The sequence below is a fragment of the Serratia sp. LTN-2 genome (assembly GCF_059740205.1).
In genome coordinates, this window is the sequence record NZ_JCAXDO010000002.1 from 141,428 (window position 1) to 165,181 (window position 23,754).

The window sequence follows — 23,754 nt, forward strand, 5'->3', positions numbered from 1 at the left end:
AAAGCGCCCGCAGGCGCTTTTTCTAGTGATTGGCTGTTCAGCCGATATATTCCAGGCCACCCATATAAGGGCGCAGCACTTCAGGCACCTGAATACGGCCGTCGGCCTGCTGGTAGTTCTCCAGCACCGCCACCAGGGTACGGCCAACCGCCAGGCCGGAACCGTTCAGCGTGTGGACCAGACGCGGTTTCTTGTCGGCTTTGCTGCGGCAGCGCGCCTGCATGCGACGCGCCTGGAAGTCCCACATGTTGGAGCAGGACGAGATCTCGCGGTAGGTATCCTGCGCCGGCAGCCACACTTCCAGATCGTAGGTCTTGCACGCGCCGAAGCCCATGTCGCCGGTGCACAGCAGTACCTTACGATAAGGCAGGTTCAGCAGTTGCAGCACTTTTTCCGCGTGGCCGGTCAGCTCTTCCAGGGCGTCCATCGAATCTTCCGGACGAACGATCTGCACCATCTCGACCTTGTCGAACTGGTGCATGCGGATCAAACCGCGGGTGTCGCGGCCGTAAGAACCGGCTTCTGCACGGAAGCATGGCGTGTGCGCGGTCATCTTCAGCGGCAGAGACTCCTCTTCCACGATCTCGTCGCGCACCAGGTTGGTCAGCGGCACTTCCGCCGTTGGGATCAGCGCGTAGTTGCTGCTGTCAGCCTCTTCTTCCAGCGGACGGGTATGGAACAGATCTTCGCCGAACTTCGGCAGCTGGCCGGTGCCGTACAGCGTGGCGTGGTTAACCAGGTAAGGCACGTAGGCCTCCAGGTAGCCGTGCTGCTCGGTGTGCAGATCCAGCATGAACTGGGACAGCGCACGGTGCATGCGGGCGATTTGCCCCTTCATCACCACGAAGCGCGAACCGGTGAGCTTGACCGCGGCGGCAAAATCCAGCCCGCCGGCCATTTCGCCCAGGTCGACGTGATCGCGCACCGCGAAGTCGTACTGGCGCGGTTCACCCCAGCGGGTGACCTCCAGGTTTTCGCTGTCGTCTTTACCATCCGGCACGGCGTCGTCCGGCAGGTTAGGCAACGTCAGGGCGTAATCGCGGATCTCGCTTTGCAGTGCATCCAGCTCCGCCTTGGCGGCATCCAGCTTGTCACCCAGCTCGTTCACTTCGCGACGCAGCGGCTCGATGTCTTCCCCACGCGCTTTGGCCGCGCCGATGGATTTCGATCGGGAGTTGCGTTCCGCTTGCAGCGTTTCAGTTTCTACCTGCAGAACTTTGCGGCGTTCTTCCTGCGAACGCAGCAGATCCAGATCGAGTTTAAAGCCTCGGCGAGCCAGTTTGACGGCGACTGCGTCTAGCTCATTACGCAGCAGATTGGGATCGAGCATGCTAATCCTGTGCTTGTTGTTATTGAAAGAAGTGTTGTTGTTCTATGCGGCTGATTTATAGCCGCATAAAAGAAGAGTGATACCCGCTAACCTTACCGCAACGGCCAGGCTAGCGGTAGCGTTTTGTCGGGCTATTTTGATCCTGCTCAGCCAGCCATGCCAACTTTTCGCCGATTTTCCCTTCCAGCCCGCGCGAGGTCGGTTGATAGTAGCGCGTCTTGGCCATTTCAGGCGGGAAATAGTTCTCGCCGGCGGCGTAGGCGTTGGGTTCGTCGTGGGCGTAACGGTATTCCGCCCCCAGCCCCATCTCCTTCATCAGCTTGGTCGGCGCGTTGCGCAGGTGTTCCGGCACGTCATAATCGGCCTGCTCTTTGGCATCGCGCATGGCGGCTTTGAACGCGGTGTAAACCGCGTTGCTCTTCGGTGCGCAGGCCAGATAGACGATCGCCTGCGCGATGGCGCGCTCGCCCTCCGCCGGCCCCACGCGGGTAAAACAATCCCAGGCGGCGATCGCCACCTGCATGCCGCGCGGATCGGCGTTGCCCACGTCTTCAGAGGCGATCGCCAACAGACGGCGCGCCACGTAAAGCGGGTCGCCGCCAGCGGTAATAATGCGCGCATACCAATACAGCGCGGCGTCCGGCGCCGAACCGCGCACCGATTTATGCAGCGCGGAAATCAGATCGTAATAACGGTCGCCCTTATTGTCGAAGCGCGCGCTGCGCTCGCCCGACACCTCTTTCAGCAGTTCCGGCGTCAGCACCCGCACGCCCTTGGCGTCTAACTCCGCCATGTCCGCCATCATTTCCAGGCTGTTCAGCGCCCGGCGCGCATCGCCGCCCACCAACTCCGACAGCAGGCGACGCGTTTCCGCCGGCAGCTCGACATTCTGGCCGCCAAAGCCGCGCGTCTTGTCATTCATGGCCTGATCCAGCACCTGGCCGATATCTTCGGCGGTCAGCGCCTTCAACAGATAGACTCGGGCGCGGGACAGCAGCGCCGAGTTCAGCTCGAACGACGGATTCTCGGTGGTGGCACCGATAAAGGTGATGGTGCCGTCTTCAATGTGCGGCAGGAAAGCGTCCTGCTGGCTTTTGTTGAAGCGGTGCACCTCGTCGACGAACAGGATGGTACGGCGGCCGGCGTCGCGGTTTTGCCGCGCCCGTTCGATCGCCTCGCGGATCTCCTTGATGCCGGAGGTCACGGCAGAAATTCGTTCGACATCCGCCTGACCGTAGCGGCCGATCAGCTCTGCCAGCGTCGTCTTCCCGGTGCCCGGCGGCCCCCATAAAATCATCGAGTGCAGCTGCCCGGCCTCAATGGCGCGCGGCAGCGGTTTGCCGGCGGCCAGCAGATGCTGCTGGCCGATGTATTGCGCCAGCGTGGTCGGCCGCATGCGCGCGGCCAACGGCTGGAACTCGTTCTGGGAAAAGTCGAGCGACAGATTATTACTCACTTGCACCTCACTGGCGCTGGTCGTCCAGCGTCACCCCCTTCGGTGGGGTAAATTTGAATTTGGCCGGATCGGCGGCGACGTTCTGCTGGCTTTTCAGCGTGTAGGAACTGCGCTGACCGTCCTGCTCCACCGCGGCGAAGCTACGGATGGTACCGCTGTTGGTCACGCTGATGGCGAACTGCTTCAGATTGCCGCTGGCGGATTTCGGCGTCAGTTCGAAGTCATCGCCCTTTTGCTTCACGTTGTACTGTTTCCAGTCGCTGGCATTATTACGGGTGATCAGCATGAACGGCGTATTGCCGGTGGCGTTTTTCAGCCAGGTCGCCGTCACCTGCTCAACGAACGGGTTGTAGAACCAAAGGGTCTGGCCATCGGAGACCAGCACGCTCTCATCAGGCGACGTCATGTGCCAGTTGAACAGGTTCGGCCGCTTCACCCACAGCTCGCCTTCCCCCTGCTGCACCGCGGCGCCGTCGGCGCTGGTTACGGTTTGCGAGAAGCTGGCGTGGAAACTGTTCACCTTCGCCAGGCGACTTTGCAGATCCTGTGCGGCGTCGGCCAGCACGGAGGTAGAAGCGAATCCCGAAAGCAGACAGCAGGCAACTAACAGTTTTTTCATTATTCCAGATACCTTATGAAATGCGTTAACCGCAGGGCGACGCCGTGCGGGTCAAATCAACCCTTTACCCCGTTACTTTACCCGAAGCCGGCGGCCGGTCGGTAGGCCAATGTTCCGAGAAGAAACGGGTTTACGCTTCTTTGCACAAGGGCCGCTTAAGCGGCCCTTTCTTATTGAATTGCAATGGCTAAAGCATCAGTCATGCCGCGGCGGCGCCAGCACCTCGCGGTTGCCGTTGTGCCCCTGCTCACTGACGATGCCTTGCGCTTCCATCTGTTCGATGATGCGCGCGGCGCGGTTATAGCCGATGCGGAACTGGCGCTGTACGCCAGAGATGGAGGCGCGGCGTTTATCCACCACGAAATCCACCGCCTGGTCAAACAGCGGATCCAGCTCTTCGTCACCGTCCATCCCACCGCCGGCTCCGCCCTCGCCGTCTTCGCCGCCGCTGAGAATGCCCTCTTTATATTGGGGCCGCTCGCGCGCTTTCCAATCCTTGACCACCGCGTGCACTTCCTGATCGCGCACGAATGCGCCATGTACACGCACCGGAATCGAGGAGTTCGGCGCCAGATAGAGCATGTCGCCCATCCCCAGCAAGGACTCGGCGCCGCCCTGATCGAGGATGGTGCGGGAGTCGATCTTGCTCGACACGGTAAAGGCGATACGCGTCGGAATGTTGGCCTTGATCAGGCCGGTGATCACATCCACCGACGGACGCTGGGTCGCCAGCACCAGGTGGATGCCCGCCGCACGTGCTTTCTGCGCCAGGCGAGCAATCAGCTCTTCAACCTTCTTGCCCACCGTCATGATCAGGTCGGCGAATTCGTCGACCATCACCACGATGTACGGCTCTTTCTCCAGCACCGGCGGCGTGATGTCCATGCTGTCGGTCGGCTTCCAGAACGGATCCGGGATCGGACGCCCCATCGCTTCGGCCTGATCGACACGCTCGTTGTATCCGGCCAGGTTACGTACACCCAGGGCTGACATCAGCTTGTAGCGGCGTTCCATTTCGCCCACGCACCAGCGCAGCGCGTTGGCCGCGTCTTTCATGTCGGTGACCACGTCGGTCAACAGATGCGGGATGCCTTCGTAAACCGACAGCTCCAGCATTTTCGGGTCGATCATGATAAAGCGCACTTCTTTCGGCGTGGCCTTATACAAAATGCTCAGGATCATGGCGTTGACCCCGACCGATTTACCGGAACCGGTGGTACCGGCAACCAGCAAGTGCGGCATCTTACCCAGATCCGCCACCACCGGTTCGCCGGAGATGTCCTTACCCAACACGATGGACAGCGGCGACGGGTTGTCGCGGAAAGCCGGGCAATCCAGCACTTCGCGCAGATACACCGTCTGACGTTTGGTGTTCGGCAGCTCCAGACCGACGTAAGGCTTACCAGGGATCACTTCCACCACGCGCACCGCCGAAGTCGACAGCGAGCGCGCCAGATCGCGCGACAGGTTGGAAATGCGCGCCGCTTTAACCCCCGGCGCCAGATCCAACTCGAAGCGGGTGATCACCGGCCCCGGCAGGATGTCTACCACGTCGGCTTTCACGCGGTAATCGGCCAGGCTGGCCTCTACCAGGCGTGCCTTCTGTTCCAGCGCGAAGGAATCGACCGGCTCCACCTCTTTCGGCGCTTCGGTCAGCAGATCCAGCGTCGGCAGCGGCGTGGTCGGCTTCTGCAGCGGCTGATCGTTGCGCATCAGGAACGGGTGAATCAAGCTGTCCATCGCCGGATGCTGCTCGGCCTGCGGTTGCTGAGACTGTTGCGGTGCCTGCTGCGGCTGCTGATATTGCTGCTGCGGCGACGGTTGATACGGCTGCTGCTGCTGCTGTTGGTACTGTTGAGGCTGCTGGTACGGTTGCTGAGGCTGGGCAGCCGGCTCCGCAGGCTCAAACTGGCCGAACGGCACATCGTCCTCTTGCTCGCTCTGCAGTTCAATGCGCTCTTCAAGCTGCGGCGACAGCGTGAACATCGGCTCGCTAGGGCCATCGTCCACCAAATCCGCCATCGGCGAGAAGCTGAAAGCATTGCGGGTATCGACCGCACTGGCGGCCGGTGCCTGCGGGGCAGACTCCTGCTGGCCGTAGCGCGCCTGCTGCTGCTCGGCGAACGCCTGACGCAGCACCGCTTCTTGCCGCGCCTCTTCGTCGTCCTGTTGATACTCTTCGCCGTAACGTTGGCTCTGCTGTTCGGCAAACGCCTTGCTCAGCTCGGCTTCCTGCAATGCACTCTCGTCATCTTGCTCCGGCGCGTAGCTTTCGCCGTAGCGCTGGCTTTGCTGTTCGGCAAACGCCTGACGCAGCGCGGCTTCTTGCAGCGCCTCTTCTTCCTGCGGGTTCACCGCCGCCGGTTGTTGAGGCTCCGCCTCGGCCTGGCGCAGCTCCTGTTCGGCCGCACGCTGCGAAGGCAGCTTGATGCCGTAAGAAGCCAGCTCACGACGGGTCGGGATACGCACCGGATTCGGCCGCGGCAACTCAGGGCCGATACCCTGTTTAACCTGCGGATTGCCGTCGCTGGTCGCCGTGAAAGCAGGCATGAAGGTGGCTGCTGCTGCACCCGCCGCGGCAGTGGCCGCCGCCGTGTCCAGCTGCGGCCTGGCGCCGGTGGCGCTGAAACCGCCCGAACCGCCGAGGTCGACGCTGTCGCGCTGCGCAGCGCTAAAATCAAAGGGAGAATGCGCCTGCGGTTGCGGCGCAGCCGGCTCTTGCCAGTTGCCAAGGCGCGGCTCATCGTCATCCTGATAAGGATCGACCGGACGCGTCGCCTTCGGCGCCGGCGTTTCTTCCGGGATCTCGAAGGAATATAGCGGCGGCGTAGCGTCTTGTGGCGGGGCGCTTACCGGGTGCTGGTTGACCGAGGCCGGGGCGGCCGGTGCCACCGTCACCGACGGCGCCTGAACGCCAACCGGTGCAGCAACGGGCTCGTGGACCGCCGCCGTTACCGCCGGTGCAGGCGGAGCCGCCGGCGCGATTGGCGCCGCTTCAGCGTCGACTTCGTCATCGTCGGCGCGCAGGCCGCTGAGCAACGGATCGGCAGCGTCTTCCGCCGCCGCTTTGGCGCTTTCGGTGACCGAAGGCGCGGAGAACAGCACGTCGTCATCGGCGGCCGCGGCTCCGGCGGCGGTCGCGGCAACCGCTGCGGCGGCGCCCTTCCCTGCCTGCTCAGGCTCGTCGTCAACGTAACGCTCGTCATCCTCGAAATAGCGTTCTTCGCGGCGTGAGCGATTGGTCATCACCGTCGCGACGCCCAGCACCGCACCGCCGATCTTCTCGGCGATCACCAGCCAGGACCAGCCGGTAAACAACGTCAGGCCTGCGGCCCACACGCACAGCAGCGCCAGCGTGGCGCCGATGCCGTTGAACCACGGCAACATGGCGTTGCTCAGCAGGCTGCCGATCACGCCGCCGGAAGCGAAGTAATAAAGATCGTCAACGTTCAGCGCCGCCAGCCCACAGGAGGTGAGCACCAGCGCCAGAGTGCCGATAAGGCGCAGTGAGAGCGCGAAATAGTCCACGTAGTCTCGGTTGCCGCGTTGGCGGTAGGCCGCCCAGCACAGAACCAGCATGATCGGCGGTATCGCGTAGGCGAGCACCCCGAAGGTGAAGAACAGCGTGTCGGCCAACCAGGCCCCAACACCGCCGCCCAGATTGTGAATCGGCTCATGCCACGCGGTCTGCGACCAGCTTGGGTCAGACGGATTGAAGCTGACCAACGCGGCCATGAGGTAAACGGCAAAAATCGCTACCACGATCAACACAGCTTCCAGCAAACGCCGGCCACTGCTGAGTCTTTTCAGGGTAACTTCTTTATCTTCTGTATATTCCTGGCTCAAGAAAGGCTCTCCAGGTTCCTGTTAGCTGACATAGCAACAGCGCCGAGAAGCTTCCCCGGCGCCGAAACTGTATGAATAAACAGGAGTGTAACCAATTTAATCAGGTTTTGCACCTGCACCTTACCGTGTTTTGATAACCAGACGGTTACTCTGTTTCACTTCTTCCATCACTACGTAGGTACGGGTGTCGTTAACCCCCGGCAAACGCAGCAAGGTTTCGCCCAGCAGTTTGCGGTAAGCCGACATGTCCGGTACGCGGGTTTTCAACAGGTAGTCGAAATCGCCGGAAACCAGATGACACTCCTGAATCTCTTCAAGCTTCTGCACTGCCGAGTTGAATTGCTCAAACACATCCGGCGCGCCGCGGTTCAGCGTGATCTCCACGAAAACCAGCAGGGACGCATCCAGATAATGCGGGTTGAGCAATGCGGTATAGCCATGAATGAAACCCTGACGCTCGAGACGGCGCACGCGTTCTAAACATGGTGTCGGGGATAACCCCACGCGCTTCGAAAGCTCGACGTTCGAAATACGCCCATCCTTCTGCAGCTCATTCAGGATGTTGCGGTCGATACGGTCAAGATCTTTACCCGGGCGTTTCTTGTTGTCTGCCATTATTATTGTCTCTCTTATTTTCTTCCGTGCACTTGCCACACCCTAGCCAACGTCAATGTGTAAGGGTTCGTTCCAAGCGAAGACCCGATGCCTGTCATATGCTTCTTCACTACCATCATTCCACGCCGCGCAGCCTGTCTGTCCAACCCCGCGCAGCGCCGGTAACGACGTTTCGGTCGAGAAAAAATCAGCAAACGCTTGCGCGCCCTGCTCCGCACACCTGGTGCGTATTGCCGCCTTACGGCGTAAATACGTACGATTTGCTGGTGTTACGGGGATAATTTCTTCTTCCTATGATGTTTTCGCAAATGCGCAGCGGATTGTCAAAGTAAAAGAAGCAAAATCAGAACAACGTACCGTCATGAAAAGTCTGCATCCCATTTTTGGTTATGAATCGCTGGCAGATAAACCCCGGGCGGAAGCGGCTGAACTCGCAGAATGCGCCGTTTTTGCGCGGTGGATGATTCGCTGGCGGACGGCGGCTTTGATAAGTTAAATTTCTGCGTTCGGCGTACGATTTGCCGACAATGGACGCATTAATAGGCGACAACTATCATACAAATCGTTAACAACGTCGCCCGGCGCTTTTTTTACTGCGTCATTTTCCCTACAATCGGCTTCATTGTCCGCCATTGTGGAATAAAGAGGTTATTCATGGGCACGGCTAAACATAGCAAATTACTGATTCTGGGCTCCGGCCCGGCCGGTTACACCGCCGCCGTCTACGCGGCGCGCGCCAACCTGAACCCGGTGCTGATTACCGGTCTGGAACAGGGCGGCCAGCTGACCACCACCACCGAAGTGGAAAACTGGCCGGGCGATGCCGAAGGCCTGACCGGCCCGGCGTTGATGGAACGCATGCGCGAGCACGCAGAGAAGTTCCAGACGGAAATCGTCTTCGACCACATCAACAGCGTCGATCTGCAGCAGCGTCCGTTCCGCCTGTTCGGCGACAGCGGCGAATACAGCTGCGACGCGCTGATCATCGCGACCGGCGCTTCCGCCCGCTATCTTGGTCTGCCTTCCGAAGACGCGTTCAAGGGCAAAGGCGTTTCCGCCTGTGCGACCTGCGACGGTTTCTTCTACCGCAACCAGAAAGTCGCGGTGGTCGGCGGCGGCAACACCGCCGTTGAAGAAGCGTTGTACCTGTCCAACATCGCCGCCGAGGTTCATCTGATCCACCGCCGTGACAGCTTCCGCTCGGAGAAAATCCTGATCGACCGGCTGATGGAAAAAGTGAAAAGCGGCAATATCGTGCTGCACACCGACCACACGCTGGACGAAGTGCTGGGCGATGAAATGGGCGTGACCGGCGTGCGCATCCGCAGCACCAAAGCGGAAAACGAAACCCGTGAACTGGAGCTGGCCGGCGTGTTCATCGCCATCGGCCACAGCCCGAACACCGGCATCTTCGGTGGCCAGCTGGAGCTGGAAAACGGCTACATCAAGGTGCAGTCCGGCATTCACGGCAATGCGACCCAAACCACTATCCCCGGCGTCTTCGCTGCAGGCGACGTGATGGATCACATCTATCGCCAGGCGATCACCTCAGCCGGCACCGGCTGCATGGCGGCGCTGGATGCAGAGCGTTACCTGGACGGCATCGCCGGCGCCGAAGTCTGCTAAGACGTTCTCGTCATCAGCAAAAAGCGGCTCTCGAGCCGCTTTTTTTGTTTCTGCGTTCTGCAATCGCCCTCTCCCATCTGTTATAGCCACTTTCGCCCGCTTTATTCTTTTCAGTCTGCCGGGTGACGAGGTAACATGAGCCCTCGCTTGTTTGTCGCCGATTGCGCCAAACACTATTATTTAACAGTACGTTAACCCAGCCCGTAACAAACGGGCGCCGGCGACGCAGACGCATATCTGATGAAAAAAACCAGACAGCAACAGTTAACCCGTTGGCTTAAAACCCAGAGTTCGTTAGCGCAGCGTTGGCTGCGCCTTTCCATGCTGTTGGGGCTATTCAGCGGCCTGCTGATCGTGGCGCAGGCCTGGCTGCTGGCCAGCCTGCTGCACGCCCTGATCATCGAGCACACCCCGCGCGAACAGCTGATCCCTTCGTTTATCTGGCTGATCGTCGCGTTTGCGCTGCGGGCGCTGTTGAGCTGGCTGCGGGAGCGGGTCGGTTTCCTATGTGGTCAGGTGATCCGTCAGCGCATGCGTCAGCAGGTGCTGGATAAACTCCAGCAGCTCGGCCCCGCGTGGATCCAAGGCAAACCGGCAGGCAGCTGGGCCAGCATCATCGTCGAGCAGATCGAGGATATGCAGGACTATTACTCGCGCTATCTGCCGCAAATGTATCTGGCGGTGTTCATCCCATTGCTTATCCTGATCGCCGTCTTCCCGATCAACTGGGCCGCAGGCATCATTCTGCTGGCGACCGCGCCGCTCATTCCGCTGTTCATGGCGCTGGTCGGCATGGGGGCCGCCGACGCCAACCGCCGCAACTTCGTGGCGCTGGCGCGATTGAGCGGCAACTTCCTCGACCGCCTGCGCGGCCTGGACACCCTGCGGCTGTTCGATCGCGCACAGGCCGAAACCGCGCAGATCGCCAAATCCTCCGAAGACTTCCGCAGCCGCACCATGGAAGTGCTGCGCATGGCCTTCCTCTCTTCCGGCGTGCTGGAGTTCTTCGCCTCGATTTCCATCGCCGTAGTGGCGGTGTATTTCGGTTTTTCCTACCTCGGCGAACTCAACTTCGGCAGCTACGGCCTCGGCGTAACGCTATTTTCCGGTTTTCTGGTGCTGATTCTGGCGCCGGAGTTCTTCCAGCCGCTGCGCGATCTCGGTGCCTTTTACCATGCCAAGGCGCAGGCGGTCGGCGCGGCGGAAGCGCTGGAAACCTTCCTCAGCGCCGAAGGCGAGCAGATGGGGAACGGCACGCGGCAGCTGCCAGCCGATCAGCCGCTGACGCTGCAGGCGAACGAGTTGGAAATCCTGTCGCCGAACGGCGTGCTACTGGCCGGGCCGCTCAATTTCACTCTGCAGCCGCGACAGCGCGTAGCATTGGTCGGGCTGAGCGGCGCCGGTAAAAGCTCGCTGCTCAACCTGCTGCTCGGCTTCCTGCCCTACCGTGGGTCGTTGACCGTCAACGGCGTCGAGCTGCGTGAGCTGTCCGCAGAAAACTGGCGTCAACAGCTCAGTTGGGTCGGGCAAAACCCGTATTTGCCGGCGCAAACCCTGCGCGCCAATATCCTGTTGGGCTGCCCACAGGCCGACGAAGCGCAGCTGCAGCAGGCGGTGGAACACGCCTACGTCAGCGAACTGCTGCCCTATCTGCCGCAGGGGCTCGACACCGAAGTGGGCGACAACGCCGCCCGCCTGTCGGTCGGCCAGGCGCAGCGCGTGGCGGTCGCCCGGGCGCTGATCGGCCCGCGCCGCCTGCTGCTGCTGGATGAACCGGCCGCCAGCCTCGATGCCCATAGCGAACAGCGGGTAATGCAGGCGCTGAACGCCGCTTCGCATCAGCAAACCACCCTGCTGGTGACGCATCAGTTGGAAGATACCGAAGACTACGACCAGATTTGGGTGATGGATAATGGGCGTATCGCGCAACAGGGCGATTACGCCACCCTCAGCGCCCAACCGGGCCTGTTCGCCAGTCTGATCGCCCATCGCCGCGGGGAGCTTTAATCATGCGCGTTTTGCTGCCGTTTTTGGCGTTGTATCGCCGCCATAGCCTGCTGATTAGCCTGGGCATCCTTTTAGCGATCGTCACCCTGCTGGCCAGCATCGGCCTGCTGGCGCTCTCCGGCTGGTTCCTGGCCGCGTCTTCGCTGGCCGGATTGGCGGGTCTGCTGACCTTCAACTACATGCTGCCGGCCGCCGGCGTGCGCGGCGCGGCGATCTTCCGCACCGCCGGGCGCTACGCCGAGCGCGTGGTCAGCCACGACGCCACCTTCCGCGTGCTGTCGCATCTGCGGGTGTTCACCTTCAGCAAGATCCTGCCGCTGACGCCGGGCGGCATCGCCCGCTTCCGCCAGGCCGACCTGCTCAACCGCCTGGTGGCGGACGTGGACACGCTGGATCACCTTTATCTGCGGGTGATTTCACCGCTGGTAGGTGCGGCGGCGGTGATCCTGGTGGTCACCTACGGCCTGAGCTGGCTGGATCCCGCGCTCGCCCTGACGCTGGGCGGCATTCTGTTGCTGCTGTTGCTGCTGGTGCCGCCGGTATTCTATCGCGCCGGCAAACCGATCGGTGGCCAACTCACCGCCCTGCGCGGCCAATACCGCACCGATCTGACCGCCTGGCTACAGGGGCAGGCGGAGCTGGTGGTGTTCGGCGCCGTCAACGACTTCCGCCAGACGCTGAACGCCACCGAGCAGCTGTGGCAACGCCGCCAGTGGCAGCAGGCCTCGCTGAGCGGCAAGGCGCAGGCGCTGATGATCCTCGCCAGCGGGCTGACGGTGACGCTGCTGCTGTGGCTGACCGCCGCCGGCATCGGCGGCGATGCCGAGCCCGGCGCGCTGATCGCGCTGTTTGTCTTCGCCGCGCTGGCGTCGTTCGAAGCGCTGATGCCGGTCGCCGGCGCCTTCCAGCACCTCGGCCAGGTGATCGCCTCCGCCACGCGGGTCAAACAGATTATCGATCGCCAGCCGGAAGTGACCTTCCCGGCCGCCGGTCCGGCCGCCGCCGATCGGGCGCAGCTCAGCCTGCAGCAGTTGAGCTTCACCTACCCCGATCAGCCGCAGCCGGTGCTGCGCGACGTTACGCTCGAAGTCGCAGCCGGCGAACACATCGCCTTACTCGGCCGCACCGGCTGCGGCAAGTCCACCCTGCTGCAGTTGCTGACCCGCGCATGGCGCACCGACGGCGGAAAAATTCTGCTCAACGGCGAACCGCTGGAGGATTATGATGAAACCACGCTGCGCCGGATGACCACGGTCGTCAGCCAGCGGGTGCACATCTTCAGCGATACGCTGCGGGAAAACCTGCGGCTAGCCGCACCGGATGCCGACGACGCTCGCCTGAGCGAGGTGTTGCAGCAGGTGGGGCTGGGCAAACTGCTGGACAGTGACGGCGGGCTGAACGCCTGGCTGGGCGAAGGCGGCCGCCAGTTGTCCGGCGGTGAACAGCGCCGTTTGGGCATCGCCCGCGCGCTGCTGCACCCAGCCCCGCTGCTACTGCTTGACGAACCCACCGAAGGGTTGGACGCCGAGACCGAGCAGCAGATTCTGGCGCTGCTGCGCCAGCATTGTCAGGGCAAGACGCTGATTCTGGTGACGCACCGCCTGTATGGTCTGGAGCATCTCGATCGCATTTGCGTGATGGACGACGGCCAGATTGTCGAACAGGGCGATCACGCCACCCTGATGAGCCAGCAGGGCCGCTATGCCCGCTTTCGCAACCGTATCAGCAACCTGGCGCCGTAATCGGCCCGTAGAGGACGCAGAGGCCCTGTATGCGCATCGTTAAGCTCTCCCCGCAGTCGCTGGCGTTTCCCTCGCCTGAGGTCGCCCTACGCGATCCTAACGGCCTGCTGGCGATCGGCGGCGACCTCACGGCGCCGCGGCTGCTGGCGGCCTACGAGCGCGGCATCTTCCCCTGGTACTCGCCGGGGGAAGCGATATTGTGGTGGTCGCCCGATCCGCGCGCGGTGCTGTTCCCGGCCGAGTTTCATCTCAACCGCAGCCTGAAACGCTTTCTGCGCCACGACCCGTTTCGCATCACGCTCAATCACGACTTCGCCGCAGTGATCGCCGCCTGCGCCCATCGCCCGGACGAAGGCACCTGGATCGGCCCGGAGGTGCAGCGCGCCTATCTGCACCTGCATCGTCTCGGCTACGCCCACTCGGTGGAGGTATGGCAGGATGATCAATTGGTTGGCGGCATGTACGGCGTGGCGCAGGGCGCGTTGTTCTGCGGCGAATCGATGTTCAGCCGCGTCACTAACGCCTCCAAATGCGCATTAATGGCCTTTTGCCGCCATTTTGCCGCTTATGGCGGGGAATTGATTGACTGCCAGGTGCTGAACGCTCACACTGCCCGCCTTGGCGCGCGTGAAATTCCGCGCCGTCAATTTTTGCAGCAGCTCAGCACCCTTCAACGGCGGCCCCTGGCGCCGGCGTGCTGGGAGGCGCAAGTCATATCCCCACAGCCGGTTGAACCGCCCTCCCCAGCAAACTAATTGGTGGAAACGGTGCAATGTTCACCGACACATCTTTACATAATGGGGGTTTTTCGGCATTATCTTGCCGGTTAAAAACTAAGGTAGTTAAACCTAGAGGATTCGATGGCCAAAGAAGACAATATTGAAATGCAGGGCACCGTTCTTGATACGCTGCCGAACACCATGTTCCGCGTTGAATTGGAAAACGGGCACGTGGTAACCGCACACATCTCCGGTAAAATGCGTAAAAACTATATCCGCATCCTGACGGGCGACAAAGTCACTGTAGAGCTGACCCCGTACGACCTGAGCAAAGGCCGCATTGTCTTCCGTAGCCGTTAATCGGCTCACCGCGCGCCACACGCTGGCGGCATCGAGGATGTAATCCCTCGGGAGCCCTTTCCGTTTACCCCCGCAGCGACGTTAAACAACGGGTTGCAGGTGCGCAGGTAAACTGAGAGGGCTCACTCGTTTCTGTTGTACGGTGAATCTCACCCATAAAAAAAGCGATGCCAAAGCATCGCTTTTTCTTTGCCTGAAGGCGGCCTTAGTGCACCGCCCCCTCGTCCGCCTTGCGCTTGGCGGCGCTGAGGAAGTGGTAGGTCAGCTGTTTCTTGTCCTTGTCCAGCTCGACCTTCACGGAACCGCCGTCCACCAGCGAACCGAACAGCAACTCGTTGGCCAACGGTTTCTTCAGGTTTTCCTGCATGACGCGCGCCATCGGACGAGCGCCCATCGCACGGTCGTAACCCTTCACCGACAGCCAATCGCGCGCTTCGTCGCTCACTTCCAGCGAGACGCCCTTCGCATCCAGCTGCGCCTGCAGTTCGACGATAAACTTGTCGACCACCTGCTGGATCACCTCGGTAGACAGATGGTTGAACCAGATGATGTTGTCCAGACGGTTGCGGAACTCTGGCGTAAACACCTTCTTGATCTCTTCCATCGCGTCGGTGCTGTTGTCCTGCTGCACCAGACCGATCGACTTGCGTTCGGTTTCCCGCACCCCGGCGTTGGTGGTCATCACCAGGATCACGTTGCGGAAGTCCGCCTTGCGGCCGTTGTTATCGGTCAGCGTACCGTTGTCCATCACCTGCAGCAGCAGGTTGAACACGTCCGGGTGCGCCTTCTCGATCTCATCGAGCAGCACCACCGCATGCGGATGCTTGATCACCGCATCGGTCAGCAGCCCGCCCTGATCGTAACCGACGTAGCCCGGAGGCGCGCCGATCAGACGGCTGACGGTATGCCGCTCCATGTACTCGGACATGTCGAAACGCAGCAGCTCGATATCCATCGCCTTGGCCAGCTGCACGGTGACCTCGGTTTTCCCGACCCCGGTCGGCCCGGCGAACAGGAAGGAACCGACCGGCTTGCGCTCGTGGCCCAGACCGGCGCGGCTCATCTTGATCGCTTCGGTCAGCGCTTCGATCGCCTGATCCTGACCGAATACCAGCATCTTCAAGCGATCGCCCAGGTTTCTCAGCACGTCGCGATCGCTGGCCGACACGGTTTTCTCCGGGATGCGGGCGATGCGCGCCACCACGGATTCGATATCGGCCACGTTGACGGTTTTCTTGCGCTTGCTGGCCGGCATCAACCGGCTGCGGGCGCCCGCCTCGTCGATCACGTCGATCGCCTTGTCCGGCAGATGACGATCGTTGATGTATTTCACCGACAGCTCCACCGCGGCGCGGATCGCCTTGGCGGTATAACGCACGTCATGGTGCGCTTCATACTTGGCCTTCAGGCCGTTGATGATCTGAACGGTCTCTTCCGCCGTCGGCTCGGTGATGTCGATCTTCTGGAAGCGGCGCGCCAGAGCGCGATCCTTTTCGAAGATGTTGCTGAACTCCTGGTAGGTCGTCGAGCCGATCACCCGGATCTTGCCGCTCGACAGCAGCGGTTTGATCAGGTTGGCGGCATCCACCTGCCCACCGGAAGCCGCACCGGCGCCGATGATGGTGTGAATTTCATCGATGAACAGGATGCTGTTCTGATCCTGCTCCAGCTGCTTGAGCAGCGCCTTGAAGCGCTTCTCGAAGTCGCCGCGATATTTGGTGCCGGCCAGCAGTGAACCGATATCCAGCGAATACAGCGTGCAGTCCGCCATCACTTCCGGCACGTCGCCCTGCACGATGCGCCAGGCCAGGCCTTCGGCGATGGCGGTCTTGCCGACGCCGGATTCGCCGACCAGCAGCGGGTTGTTTTTACGACGGCGGCACAGCACCTGAATCGCGCGCTCCAGCTCACGATCGCGGCCGATCAACGGATCGATGCCACCCACACGGGCCAACTGATTGAGGTTGGTGGTGAAGTTTTCCATACGGTCTTCCCCTCCGGACTGCTCTTCGTTCACCGGGTTTTCCGCATTCGGCGCTTGGCCCGGCTCGTCTTTACGCGTGCCATGTGAAATGAAGTTCACCACGTCGAGACGGCTGACGTCGTGCTTGCGCAGCAGATAAGCCGCCTGCGACTCCTGCTCGCTGAAGATGGCCACCAACACGTTGGCGCCGGAGACTTCGCTGCGGCCGGAAGATTGCACATGGAAGACCGCGCGCTGCAGCACGCGCTGGAAGCTGAGCGTCGGCTGAGTGTCGCGCTCCTCTTCGCCGGCGGGCAGCGTCGGTGTGGTTTGTTCGATGAAGGCTTCCAGCTCCTGGCGCAACGCGGCCAGATCCACCGTACATGCCTCAAGCGCTTCTCGCGCGGCAGGGTTGCTCAGCAACGCCAGCAACAGGTGCTCCACGGTCATAAACTCGTGTCTGTGCTCACGCGCCCTGGCGAAAGCCATGTTGAGACTGAGTTCCAGTTCTTGATTGAGCATAAGCACCTCCCCAATAGATTGCCTTATTCAGGCTTTTTCCAGCGTACAAAGCAACGGATGCTCGTTCTCCCTTGCGTACCGGTTCACATGGACGACTTTGGTTTCCGCCACCTCGGCGGTAAAAACACCACAGATCGCCTTGCCTTGATAGTGGACCGTGAGCATCAGTTGCGTTGCGCGTTCAATATCATAAGAAAAGAACTTTTGCAGAACGTCAATCACAAATTCCATCGGTGTGTAATCGTCGTTGTTAAGTATAACTTTATACATAGACGGCGGTTTTACCGCATCGATTTGTTTTTCTTCGGCCAAATGTTCAAAATTTAGCCAATCGTTGTTATTGCCCATCGCTGCTCATCTTCTCTGCTCTGTCCTCTGATATGGGGACAGGTTTCGGTTATTCAAAGTGGGGATAGTTACTATTTTATCATCTTCGGCATCGTCCCGCCGCACTGTAACGTGCGCAAAAAAACGGGCCAATTGTGACTGAATCGTGGCAATAGCGTTACCTGCTTCAAACTTTGGTGAACTGCTCCCCGCCGACAAAAGCCGATCGCTTGACGCCCCGATCATTTGCTCTAGAGTGTAAATTCGTGGCTGGTGGTCTTTTAACCACCCCTTGTCCACGCTGCTACTCGCCCATGGCGAGTGCGAAATCAGTTATTCATCTCACTTAAAATAGCGTTGCGAGGGATGTAAAAGCATGGAGACGGGTACTGTTAAATGGTTTAACAACGCCAAAGGTTTTGGCTTCATCTGCCCAGCCGGCGGTGGCGAAGATATTTTCGCGCATTATTCCACAATCAAGATGGATGGTTACAGAACGTTGAAGGCGGGCCAGCAGGTCAGCTTCGACGTGCATCAAGGGCCCAAAGGCAACCATGCCAGTCTTATTGTGCCGGTGGAAAGCGAGGCGCTGTCCTAAACGCTTCCTGCAGCGTCGCGCTGCACTGACCGTGACTGCGATAAAAATGCCAGCCGCCGTGTGACTGGCATTTTTTATGCCCTTTACTTATTCGCGCGCCAGCGCATCGATAGGATTCAGCCGCGCGGCGTTGCGCGCCGGCAGATAACCGAACACCACGCCGATGCCGGTGGAGCAGAGGAAGGCGCTCAGCAACGCCGCCGGCGGGAAGCTGATCTGCCAACCCGGCAGCACCAACTGCACCGCCAGACCGATGGCGAACGACAGCGTAATCCCCAACGCGCCCCCCACCAGGCAGACCAAGACCGCCTCGATCAGGAACTGCTGCAGCACGTCGCCGGAACGGGCGCCCACCGCCATGCGGATGCCGATCTCGCGCGTGCGCTCGGTCACCGACACCAGCATGATGTTCATCACGCCGATGCCACCGACCACCAGCGAAATCACCGCCACCAGCGTCAGGAACAGCTGCAGCGTGCGGGTGGTTTTCTCTGCGGTTTGCACCAGGCTGTCCATGTTATAGGTAAAGAAATCCTTCTTTCCGTGGCGCAGCGTCAACAGACGCGACAGCTGTTGCTCCGCTTCCTTGCTGTCGTAACCGTCGCGGATGCGCACGGTGATCGAATCGAAATAGCTGTTGCCCATCAGCCGGTTGGCCATGGTGCTGTAAGGCACCCATACGTTCAGCGTTTTGCTGCTGCCGAACATCGACTGCTTCTCCTTCGCCACGCCGACCACCGTCGCCGGCATGTTGCCGACCAGGATCACCTCACCCACCACGTTCTTCTGGTGCGGGAACAGCCGCCGTTGGGTATTGGCGTCGATCACCACCGTCTGCGCCTGCGATTGCACCTGCATCGGATCGATGCCGACGCCCTGGGTAAAACTCATGCCGTACACGCGGAAGAACTGCTCGCTGACGCCGTTGACGTTGGCCGCCGCGTCGACGTTGCCCAGCCGCAGCCGCATGCTGCTGCTGATGCTCGGCGACAGCGCGCTGATGTAAGGCTGCTCGCGCAGCGCATCGAGATCGCCGTATTTCAACGATTGCCGGTAGGTCGGATCGTCGTCGCCGAAATCCTTGCCGGGGTATATGTCGACGGTGTTGGTGCCGATCGATTTGATGTCCGCCAGCACCATCTGCTTGGCGGCGTCGCCGATGACCAGGATTGAGACCACCGAGGCGATACCGATAATGATGCCGAGCATGGTCAGCGCGGTGCGCATCTTGTTGGCCGCCATCGCGCGCCAGGCCATGACCAGCGCTTCGCGGAAGCGGCCGCCCATCTGCCGCCAGGAAGGCGCCGCGGCGGCCAGCGCCAGCGGCTTGGCCTGCGCATTCTCCTGCGGTGCCGGCCGCGAATCGGCAATGATCTCGCCGTCACGGATTTCGATGATCCGTTCAGCCTGGCGCGCCACCGCCGGATCGTGAGTCACCAGGATCACCGTGTGGCCCTGGGCGCACAGCTGCTTGAGGATCGCCATCACCTCTTCGCCGGAATGGCTGTCGAGCGCGCCGGTCGGCTCATCCGCCAGGATCACCTGCCCGCCGTTCATCAGCGCGCGGGCGATGCTGACGCGCTGCTGCTGGCCGCCGGAAAGCTGGCTCGGCCGATAGTTGACGCGCTCCCCCAGCCCCAGACGCCGCAACAGCGCTACCGCCCTTTCGCGCCGCGCCGCTTTGCCCAGCCCGGCGTACACCGCCGGCACTTCGACGTTGTGCGCCGCGCTCAGGTGCGGCAGCAGATGATAGCGCTGAAAGATAAAGCCGAAATGCTCGCGCCGCAGCTGCGCCAGCGCATCGTCGCTCAGCGTCGCCACATCCTGCCCGGCTACCCGATACACGCCGGCGCTCGGCTTGTCCAGACAGCCGAGAATGTTCATCAGCGTCGATTTTCCGGAGCCGGAGGCCCCCATGATCGCCACCATTTCACCGGCGTCGATGCTCAGGCTGATCCCCTTCAGCACCTCCACCGTCTGCTCGCCGGAACGGTAGCTACGGCGAATGCCGTTCAGCTGCAACAGCGCCGCCATCAGCCGGCCTCCACGCCGCCACGGCTGACGATCACCTCATCACCCGCCTCGAGCCCGCTGAGGATCTGCACGTCGATATTGTTGCGCAGGCCGATGGCCACTTCGCGCTTCTCTTCCTTGCCCTGTTTCAGCACCGAGACGTGGTAGCGATTGTCGGCGATCTGATCGCCCAGCGCAGCCAGTGGGATCACCAACGCCTGTTTGACGCCGGCCAGTTGAATATGCACCTGCGCCGTCATTTGCAAGCGCAACAGCCTCTCAGGGTTGGGCACTTCGAAACGCGCATAATAGAAGATGGCGTTGTTGACCTTTTCCGGCGTCGGCTGAATGTCTTTCAGCACGCCGTCGAAGCGCCGGGTCGGATCGCCAAGCACCGTGAACCAGGCCTGCTGGCCCGGCTTGAGGTTAATGACGTCGGCCTCCGATACCTGCGCTTTCACCAGCATGGTGCCGAGATCCGCCAGCGTCAGAATATTCGGCGCCTGCTGCGCCGCGATCACCGTCTGGCCCTGCAGCGTGGTGATCTGCACCACGTCGCCATCCATCGGCGCTTCGATGCGGGTGTAGGCGAGGTTGATCTTGGCGGTATCCAGGCTGGCCTGGTTGCGGGCGATCTGCGCATTGATGGTGCCCACCTGCGCTTTCTTCACCGCCAGCTGCGTCGCCGCCTGATCCAGATCCTGGCGCGATACCGCCTGCAGCTTGGCCAGCGCCTGGTTGCGTTGCAGCGTGACCGCCGCCAGCTGCTGCTCGGCCTGCGCCTGCAACAGTTGGGCATGCAGTTCGCGCAGCGTCGCTTCCCCTTCGCGAATGCTGTTCTGCGCCTGTTGCGGATCGATGACCCCCAGCAACTGGCCTTTCTTCACCTTGTCGCCGATCTCGACATACAGCTTTTCCAACTGGCCGCTAACCTGCGCGCCGACATCAACCTTGCGCACCGCGTCCAGTTGACCGGTCGCCAACACATTCTGCTGTAGATCGCGCTGAGTGGCTTTCACCGTTTTGAAATCGATTGGCGCCGGATGGCGGAAGTGCCAAACGGCCGCCGCGGCAATCGCCGCGATCGCCGCCAGAGCAAGTATCCAGCGGCGTTTATGTCCTTTAAACCCTGTCAAAATTGACCTGCCTGTGCTTGTGAATATCGACCGCCCACTGCGGCGGCGGAGCTAAATTAGCATGCGCCGCAGGGAATAACTAAACCTTAGCTCAACACAATGTGGAGACACGCTTGGTTACAGTTCGGCATTGAACTCCCGTTTAGTGAAGCCTTGATGAAATAGCGCCATTCAACACAGCCAAGGATTTCATCATGTCACAGCTCAGCTACCCACTCGCCTCCGCCCAGCCGCTTAACGGCTGGCAACTGATGACGGCGCTGATCAATGGCGAGAAGGCGCCGAGCAATGCCTGGAAAAAAACCTCGTTTCGCCTGAAGTTTCTCGGCCGTTCGCTGCTCAACTGGCGCACCACCAGCGGCCTGCTCAGCACTCTGGCCAGCAACCCGCTGCTGGAAGAGATCCTGAGCGCGCAGCCGAACCTGCCGTGCAAACTGCATCGCCCGTACCTGGCGGCCAACATGAGCAAGATCGAATGTCTGTTCGCCCTGCGCGATCACTACGATCTCATCGTACAGCGCATGCCGCTGAAGATGCGTCTCGGCCACCTCAGCCTACAGCCTTTCGTGCTGGCCAGCGCGATGGGCAAGAACGAAGTGCCGATCACGCTGGAGCTGGCGGCGATCGACAAGCTGAATAAGGAAGGGGAAGCCACGCTGCTGCTGCGCAACGCCAACGGCGTGATGCTGGCGGAGATCACCTTCGCGCTGATGCATTATCAGCAGCAGCCGACGCTGTTCATCGGCGGCCTGCAGGGCGCGAACCATGACGTGCCTCACGCCGAGATCCAGCACACCACCAAAGAGTGCCATGGCCTGTTCCCCAAACGGCTGGTGCTGGAAGGCATCTGCACGCTGGCGCGGCACCTCGGCATCCGCCAGATCGTGGCGGTCGGCAACGCCACCCATATCTATCAAAACTGGCGTTACCAAAGTAAGAAGAAAGACAAACTGCACGCCGATTACGATCAGTTTTGGCTATCGATGGGTGCCAAACCGCTCGATAGCGGCTATTTCCTGCTGCCCGAGCGCATTGCCCGCAAACCGGTCGAAGAGATTGCCAGCAAAAAACGCGCCGAATATCGCCGCCGCTATCAGTTGCTGGACGAGCTGGAACAGGGATTGGCGGCGCATTTCTGCGCCCGATAACGCCCGGCGGCCGTTAGTCCGCCCGGCCGCGCGCCAGCCAGATCACCCGTGAGAACATTTTCTTCAGCAGCGGCGGCACCGAATCGGTGCCCCATTCGCCGGCCTGCATCGCAACCTCGATCGCCAGATCCGGCTTCGAGGAGTGATGGACCGCTTTCAGGATCACCTTGCGCACCGGCATCTGCGCGTTGAGCGGCACCGACGCCATCCGGTGATAGACCGGGCCGAACCCTTCGCGGAACATAAAGTGCTCCATGTCCGGCGCCGGCAGCGCGGTCAGCCGATCGCGCTCGTTGTCTTCATGATTGTCCAGCAGGCTGCGCACGGTGTTGGCGTACTTTTTACCCGCCTCGTCGCCGTCCACCAGCGCATGCCATTCGATGCCCATGCGGCGGGCGAAGCGCAGCAGCGGCTTCAGGCCGCACTGGGCGAATTCGATGACCCTCACCCCTTCCGCCTCGAAATGGTAGCCGCACTGGCGCGCCAGCTCGTTCAGCAGCCACACTTCGGTCTCGCCCTCCACCAGCAGCCAGCAGCGGGCGAACAGCGACGACGGCCGATTGAAACGGATGTGAAACGCGATGCGCCGCCCGTCTTCGGCGCTGAGCCCGCGCGGCCCGAGACGATAGGTCGCGACCCGCCCCGACTCGCGCACCAGCCGGCATACGTGTTCCACCGGCACCAGCGACACCAGTTCGCTGGAGTTGGTGGTGGTGATGCGCTGCAACGGCAGCTGATTGAGCAGCCCCCAGGCCACCGACAGCATAATCGGATGCAGACGAGTTTCCGGGTCCTCCACCAGCAGCAGCGGCCGGGCGTGCGGGTCCAGCTTGACGTCGCCCTTGGCCTGCAGCAGGGTGGAAAACATCCCCAGCAGGATCAGGCGCATGCTGCGGCTGTTCGGTTCGGCCACCATACGGTTGATGCCGTCCAGCGCGCGCCAGGCGTCCTGCTCCGGTTCGCCGCCGCGACGGCGCGGCCGCGCCACCTGCGAACTCTGCTCGGCGAAATAGTGCTCCAGCAGCTGCTGCATGGCCGCCAGCCCCTGACGCAGCTCGCCGTTGGTCAGCTTCTGCGGATTACGCACCAGCTCGCGCGTCAGCTGATCCAGCTGCTGCGCCAGCGCCTGCGTATCGGGTTTGCGTTCATCGCCGAGGCTGCTGGGGCGCAAGCGGCGAATAAAACGCGCGTCGCGCAGGCGCAGTACCGGGTGGATGCGGATGATGGCGTGGGCCAGCTGTTCAATATGGTGCAGTTGAAAGGCGTTGCCGTCGGCGTCGAGAAAACCGCGCCAGGTGCACACCGTGCCGTCGTCGGCCAGCTCGCCCTCGCAGCGGTAATGAATACGGCTCAGGCCATCTTCGCCCTTGACCCACAGCGGCGTCAGATGGCGATAGCGCGGCAGGTGCGCATGGCCGATGTCTTTCTCGCAAAAGGTGAACACCACCTGCAGATGGCGCTCTTTGGCCGCCTCTTCACCCGGCGGGAAATGGAAGTCGTGCGCTTCAAAACGATACAGTTTCTGCTCCGGCGCCAGCAACAGCGTCAGCGCATCCAGCAGGCTGGATTTACCCCAGGCGTTTTCGCCAAGCAACAGCGTGTTGTCGTCCAGCATCAGCGACAGCCGATTAATGCCACGAAAACCTACAATTTCGATACGCTCCAAGAACATCCGCCGCCTCCCGTGCGTGTCGCCAGCTCTTCAATGAGGTGACTTTCACAGAGCA

18 protein-coding genes are annotated in these 23,754 nt (G+C 61.3%); 8 read left to right on the plus strand and 10 right to left on the minus strand.

The window, feature by feature from the left end:
* Positions 1-37: 37 nt before the first annotated feature.
* The 5 genes from serS to lrp all read right to left on the minus strand — a co-directional run bounded on the left by serS (position 38) and on the right by lrp (position 7,866).
* Positions 38-1,330 (minus strand): serine--tRNA ligase, encoded by a 1,293-nt coding sequence (serS, locus tag AC6BYQ_RS04415; protein WP_019454553.1) that lies wholly within the window; start codon positions 1,328-1,330, stop codon positions 38-40.
* Positions 1,331-1,439: 109 nt separating this feature from the next.
* Entirely contained in the window at positions 1,440-2,726 is a 1,287-nt protein-coding gene (locus tag AC6BYQ_RS04420; RefSeq protein ID WP_050439750.1) for a replication-associated recombination protein A, read from the minus strand.
* 67 nt (positions 2,727-2,793) lie between these two features.
* Positions 2,794-3,405, minus strand: coding sequence for an outer membrane lipoprotein periplasmic chaperone LolA (gene lolA / locus AC6BYQ_RS04425; RefSeq protein ID WP_019454555.1), 612 nt, complete (start codon positions 3,403-3,405; stop codon positions 2,794-2,796).
* A gap of 195 nt (positions 3,406-3,600) precedes the next feature.
* Positions 3,601-7,251, minus strand: a complete 3,651-nt coding sequence (locus AC6BYQ_RS04430; RefSeq protein WP_498056360.1) for a DNA translocase FtsK 4TM domain-containing protein — start codon at positions 7,249-7,251, stop codon at positions 3,601-3,603.
* 120 nt (positions 7,252-7,371) lie between these two features.
* Positions 7,372-7,866, minus strand: coding sequence for a leucine-responsive transcriptional regulator Lrp (lrp, locus tag AC6BYQ_RS04435; RefSeq protein WP_004928318.1), 495 nt, complete (start codon positions 7,864-7,866; stop codon positions 7,372-7,374).
* A 223-nt stretch (positions 7,867-8,089) separates the two neighbouring features.
* Between lrp and AC6BYQ_RS04440 the strand changes: the two genes are divergently transcribed.
* The 6 genes from AC6BYQ_RS04440 (at position 8,090) to infA (ending at position 14,320) form a co-directional block, all read left to right on the plus strand.
* A complete protein-coding gene (locus AC6BYQ_RS04440; RefSeq protein WP_157783378.1) occupies positions 8,090-8,362 on the plus strand; it encodes a hypothetical protein in 273 nt (90 codons plus the stop codon).
* A gap of 158 nt (positions 8,363-8,520) precedes the next feature.
* Positions 8,521-9,492 carry a thioredoxin-disulfide reductase gene (gene trxB, locus AC6BYQ_RS04445; protein WP_019454557.1) on the plus strand — a complete coding sequence of 324 codons (972 nt, stop codon included), beginning with the start codon at positions 8,521-8,523 and terminating at the stop codon, positions 9,490-9,492.
* Between the two features lie 240 nt (positions 9,493-9,732).
* Complete coding sequence (gene cydD, locus AC6BYQ_RS04450) at positions 9,733-11,499, plus strand: heme ABC transporter permease/ATP-binding protein CydD (protein WP_498056361.1); 1,767 nt, start codon at positions 9,733-9,735, stop codon at positions 11,497-11,499.
* Between the two features lie 2 nt (positions 11,500-11,501).
* Positions 11,502-13,241, plus strand: coding sequence for a heme ABC transporter ATP-binding protein/permease CydC (gene cydC, locus AC6BYQ_RS04455; protein ID WP_019454559.1), 1,740 nt, complete (start codon positions 11,502-11,504; stop codon positions 13,239-13,241).
* Positions 13,242-13,270: 29 nt separating this feature from the next.
* Entirely contained in the window at positions 13,271-13,996 is a 726-nt protein-coding gene (gene aat / locus AC6BYQ_RS04460; protein WP_498056362.1) for a leucyl/phenylalanyl-tRNA--protein transferase, read from the plus strand.
* Between the two features lie 105 nt (positions 13,997-14,101).
* Positions 14,102-14,320: a translation initiation factor IF-1 gene (infA, locus tag AC6BYQ_RS04465; protein ID WP_002211347.1), complete on the plus strand. Its 219-nt coding sequence runs from the start codon at positions 14,102-14,104 to the stop codon at positions 14,318-14,320.
* 205 nt (positions 14,321-14,525) lie between these two features.
* Here the strand turns inward: infA and clpA are convergent, their stop codons facing one another.
* Both clpA and clpS read right to left on the minus strand, forming a co-directional pair.
* Positions 14,526-16,805 carry an ATP-dependent Clp protease ATP-binding subunit ClpA gene (gene clpA, locus AC6BYQ_RS04470; RefSeq protein ID WP_004928343.1) on the minus strand — a complete coding sequence of 760 codons (2,280 nt, stop codon included), beginning with the start codon at positions 16,803-16,805 and terminating at the stop codon, positions 14,526-14,528.
* 27 nt (positions 16,806-16,832) lie between these two features.
* A complete protein-coding gene (clpS, locus tag AC6BYQ_RS04475) occupies positions 16,833-17,153 on the minus strand; it encodes an ATP-dependent Clp protease adapter ClpS (protein ID WP_004928347.1) in 321 nt (106 codons plus the stop codon).
* 355 nt (positions 17,154-17,508) lie between these two features.
* On the opposite strand from clpS, the gene cspD reads away from it, so the two are divergent.
* Complete coding sequence (gene cspD / locus AC6BYQ_RS04480) at positions 17,509-17,730, plus strand: cold shock-like protein CspD (protein WP_004928349.1); 222 nt, start codon at positions 17,509-17,511, stop codon at positions 17,728-17,730.
* An 87-nt stretch (positions 17,731-17,817) separates the two neighbouring features.
* Here the strand turns inward: cspD and macB are convergent, their stop codons facing one another.
* On the minus strand, positions 17,818-19,764 hold the full coding sequence (macB, locus tag AC6BYQ_RS04485; protein ID WP_063919118.1) for a macrolide ABC transporter ATP-binding protein/permease MacB: 1,947 nt from the start codon (positions 19,762-19,764) through the stop codon (positions 17,818-17,820).
* Entirely contained in the window at positions 19,764-20,879 is a 1,116-nt protein-coding gene (gene macA, locus AC6BYQ_RS04490) for a macrolide transporter subunit MacA (RefSeq protein WP_019454562.1), read from the minus strand. Before macA ends, macB begins: the two co-directional genes overlap by 1 nt.
* Positions 20,880-21,073: 194 nt before the next feature.
* Here macA and AC6BYQ_RS04495 point away from each other — a divergent pair, with 194 nt between their 5' ends.
* Positions 21,074-22,027, plus strand: coding sequence for a VirK/YbjX family protein (locus AC6BYQ_RS04495; RefSeq protein ID WP_498056363.1), 954 nt, complete (start codon positions 21,074-21,076; stop codon positions 22,025-22,027).
* A 13-nt stretch (positions 22,028-22,040) separates the two neighbouring features.
* Here the strand turns inward: AC6BYQ_RS04495 and AC6BYQ_RS04500 are convergent, their stop codons facing one another.
* A complete protein-coding gene (locus AC6BYQ_RS04500) occupies positions 22,041-23,699 on the minus strand; it encodes an ATP-dependent endonuclease (RefSeq protein WP_033642546.1) in 1,659 nt (552 codons plus the stop codon).
* Positions 23,700-23,754: the final 55 nt, after the last annotated feature.

Excerpts from the sequence above, each read along its gene's own strand:
- serS (WP_019454553.1), bottom strand. The coding sequence starts at position 1,330 with ATGCTCGATCCCAATCTGCTGCGTAATGAGCTAGACGCAGTCGCCGTC.
- AC6BYQ_RS04420 (WP_050439750.1), bottom strand. The coding sequence starts at position 2,726 with ATGCGGCCGACCACGCTGGCGCAATACATCGGCCAGCAGCATCTGCTG.
- lolA (WP_019454555.1), bottom strand. The coding sequence starts at position 3,405 with ATGAAAAAACTGTTAGTTGCCTGCTGTCTGCTTTCGGGATTCGCTTCT.
- lrp (WP_004928318.1), bottom strand. The coding sequence starts at position 7,866 with ATGGCAGACAACAAGAAACGCCCGGGTAAAGATCTTGACCGTATCGAC.
- trxB (WP_019454557.1), top strand. The coding sequence starts at position 8,521 with ATGGGCACGGCTAAACATAGCAAATTACTGATTCTGGGCTCCGGCCCG.
- cydD (WP_498056361.1), top strand. The coding sequence starts at position 9,733 with ATGAAAAAAACCAGACAGCAACAGTTAACCCGTTGGCTTAAAACCCAG.
- cydC (WP_019454559.1), top strand. The coding sequence starts at position 11,502 with ATGCGCGTTTTGCTGCCGTTTTTGGCGTTGTATCGCCGCCATAGCCTG.
- aat (WP_498056362.1), top strand. The coding sequence starts at position 13,271 with ATGCGCATCGTTAAGCTCTCCCCGCAGTCGCTGGCGTTTCCCTCGCCT.
- infA (WP_002211347.1), top strand. The coding sequence starts at position 14,102 with ATGGCCAAAGAAGACAATATTGAAATGCAGGGCACCGTTCTTGATACG.
- clpA (WP_004928343.1), bottom strand. The coding sequence starts at position 16,805 with ATGCTCAATCAAGAACTGGAACTCAGTCTCAACATGGCTTTCGCCAGG.
- clpS (WP_004928347.1), bottom strand. The coding sequence starts at position 17,153 with ATGGGCAATAACAACGATTGGCTAAATTTTGAACATTTGGCCGAAGAA.
- cspD (WP_004928349.1), top strand. The coding sequence starts at position 17,509 with ATGGAGACGGGTACTGTTAAATGGTTTAACAACGCCAAAGGTTTTGGC.
- macB (WP_063919118.1), bottom strand. The coding sequence starts at position 19,764 with ATGGCGGCGCTGTTGCAGCTGAACGGCATTCGCCGTAGCTACCGTTCC.
- AC6BYQ_RS04495 (WP_498056363.1), top strand. The coding sequence starts at position 21,074 with ATGTCACAGCTCAGCTACCCACTCGCCTCCGCCCAGCCGCTTAACGGC.
- AC6BYQ_RS04500 (WP_033642546.1), bottom strand. The coding sequence starts at position 23,699 with ATGTTCTTGGAGCGTATCGAAATTGTAGGTTTTCGTGGCATTAATCGG.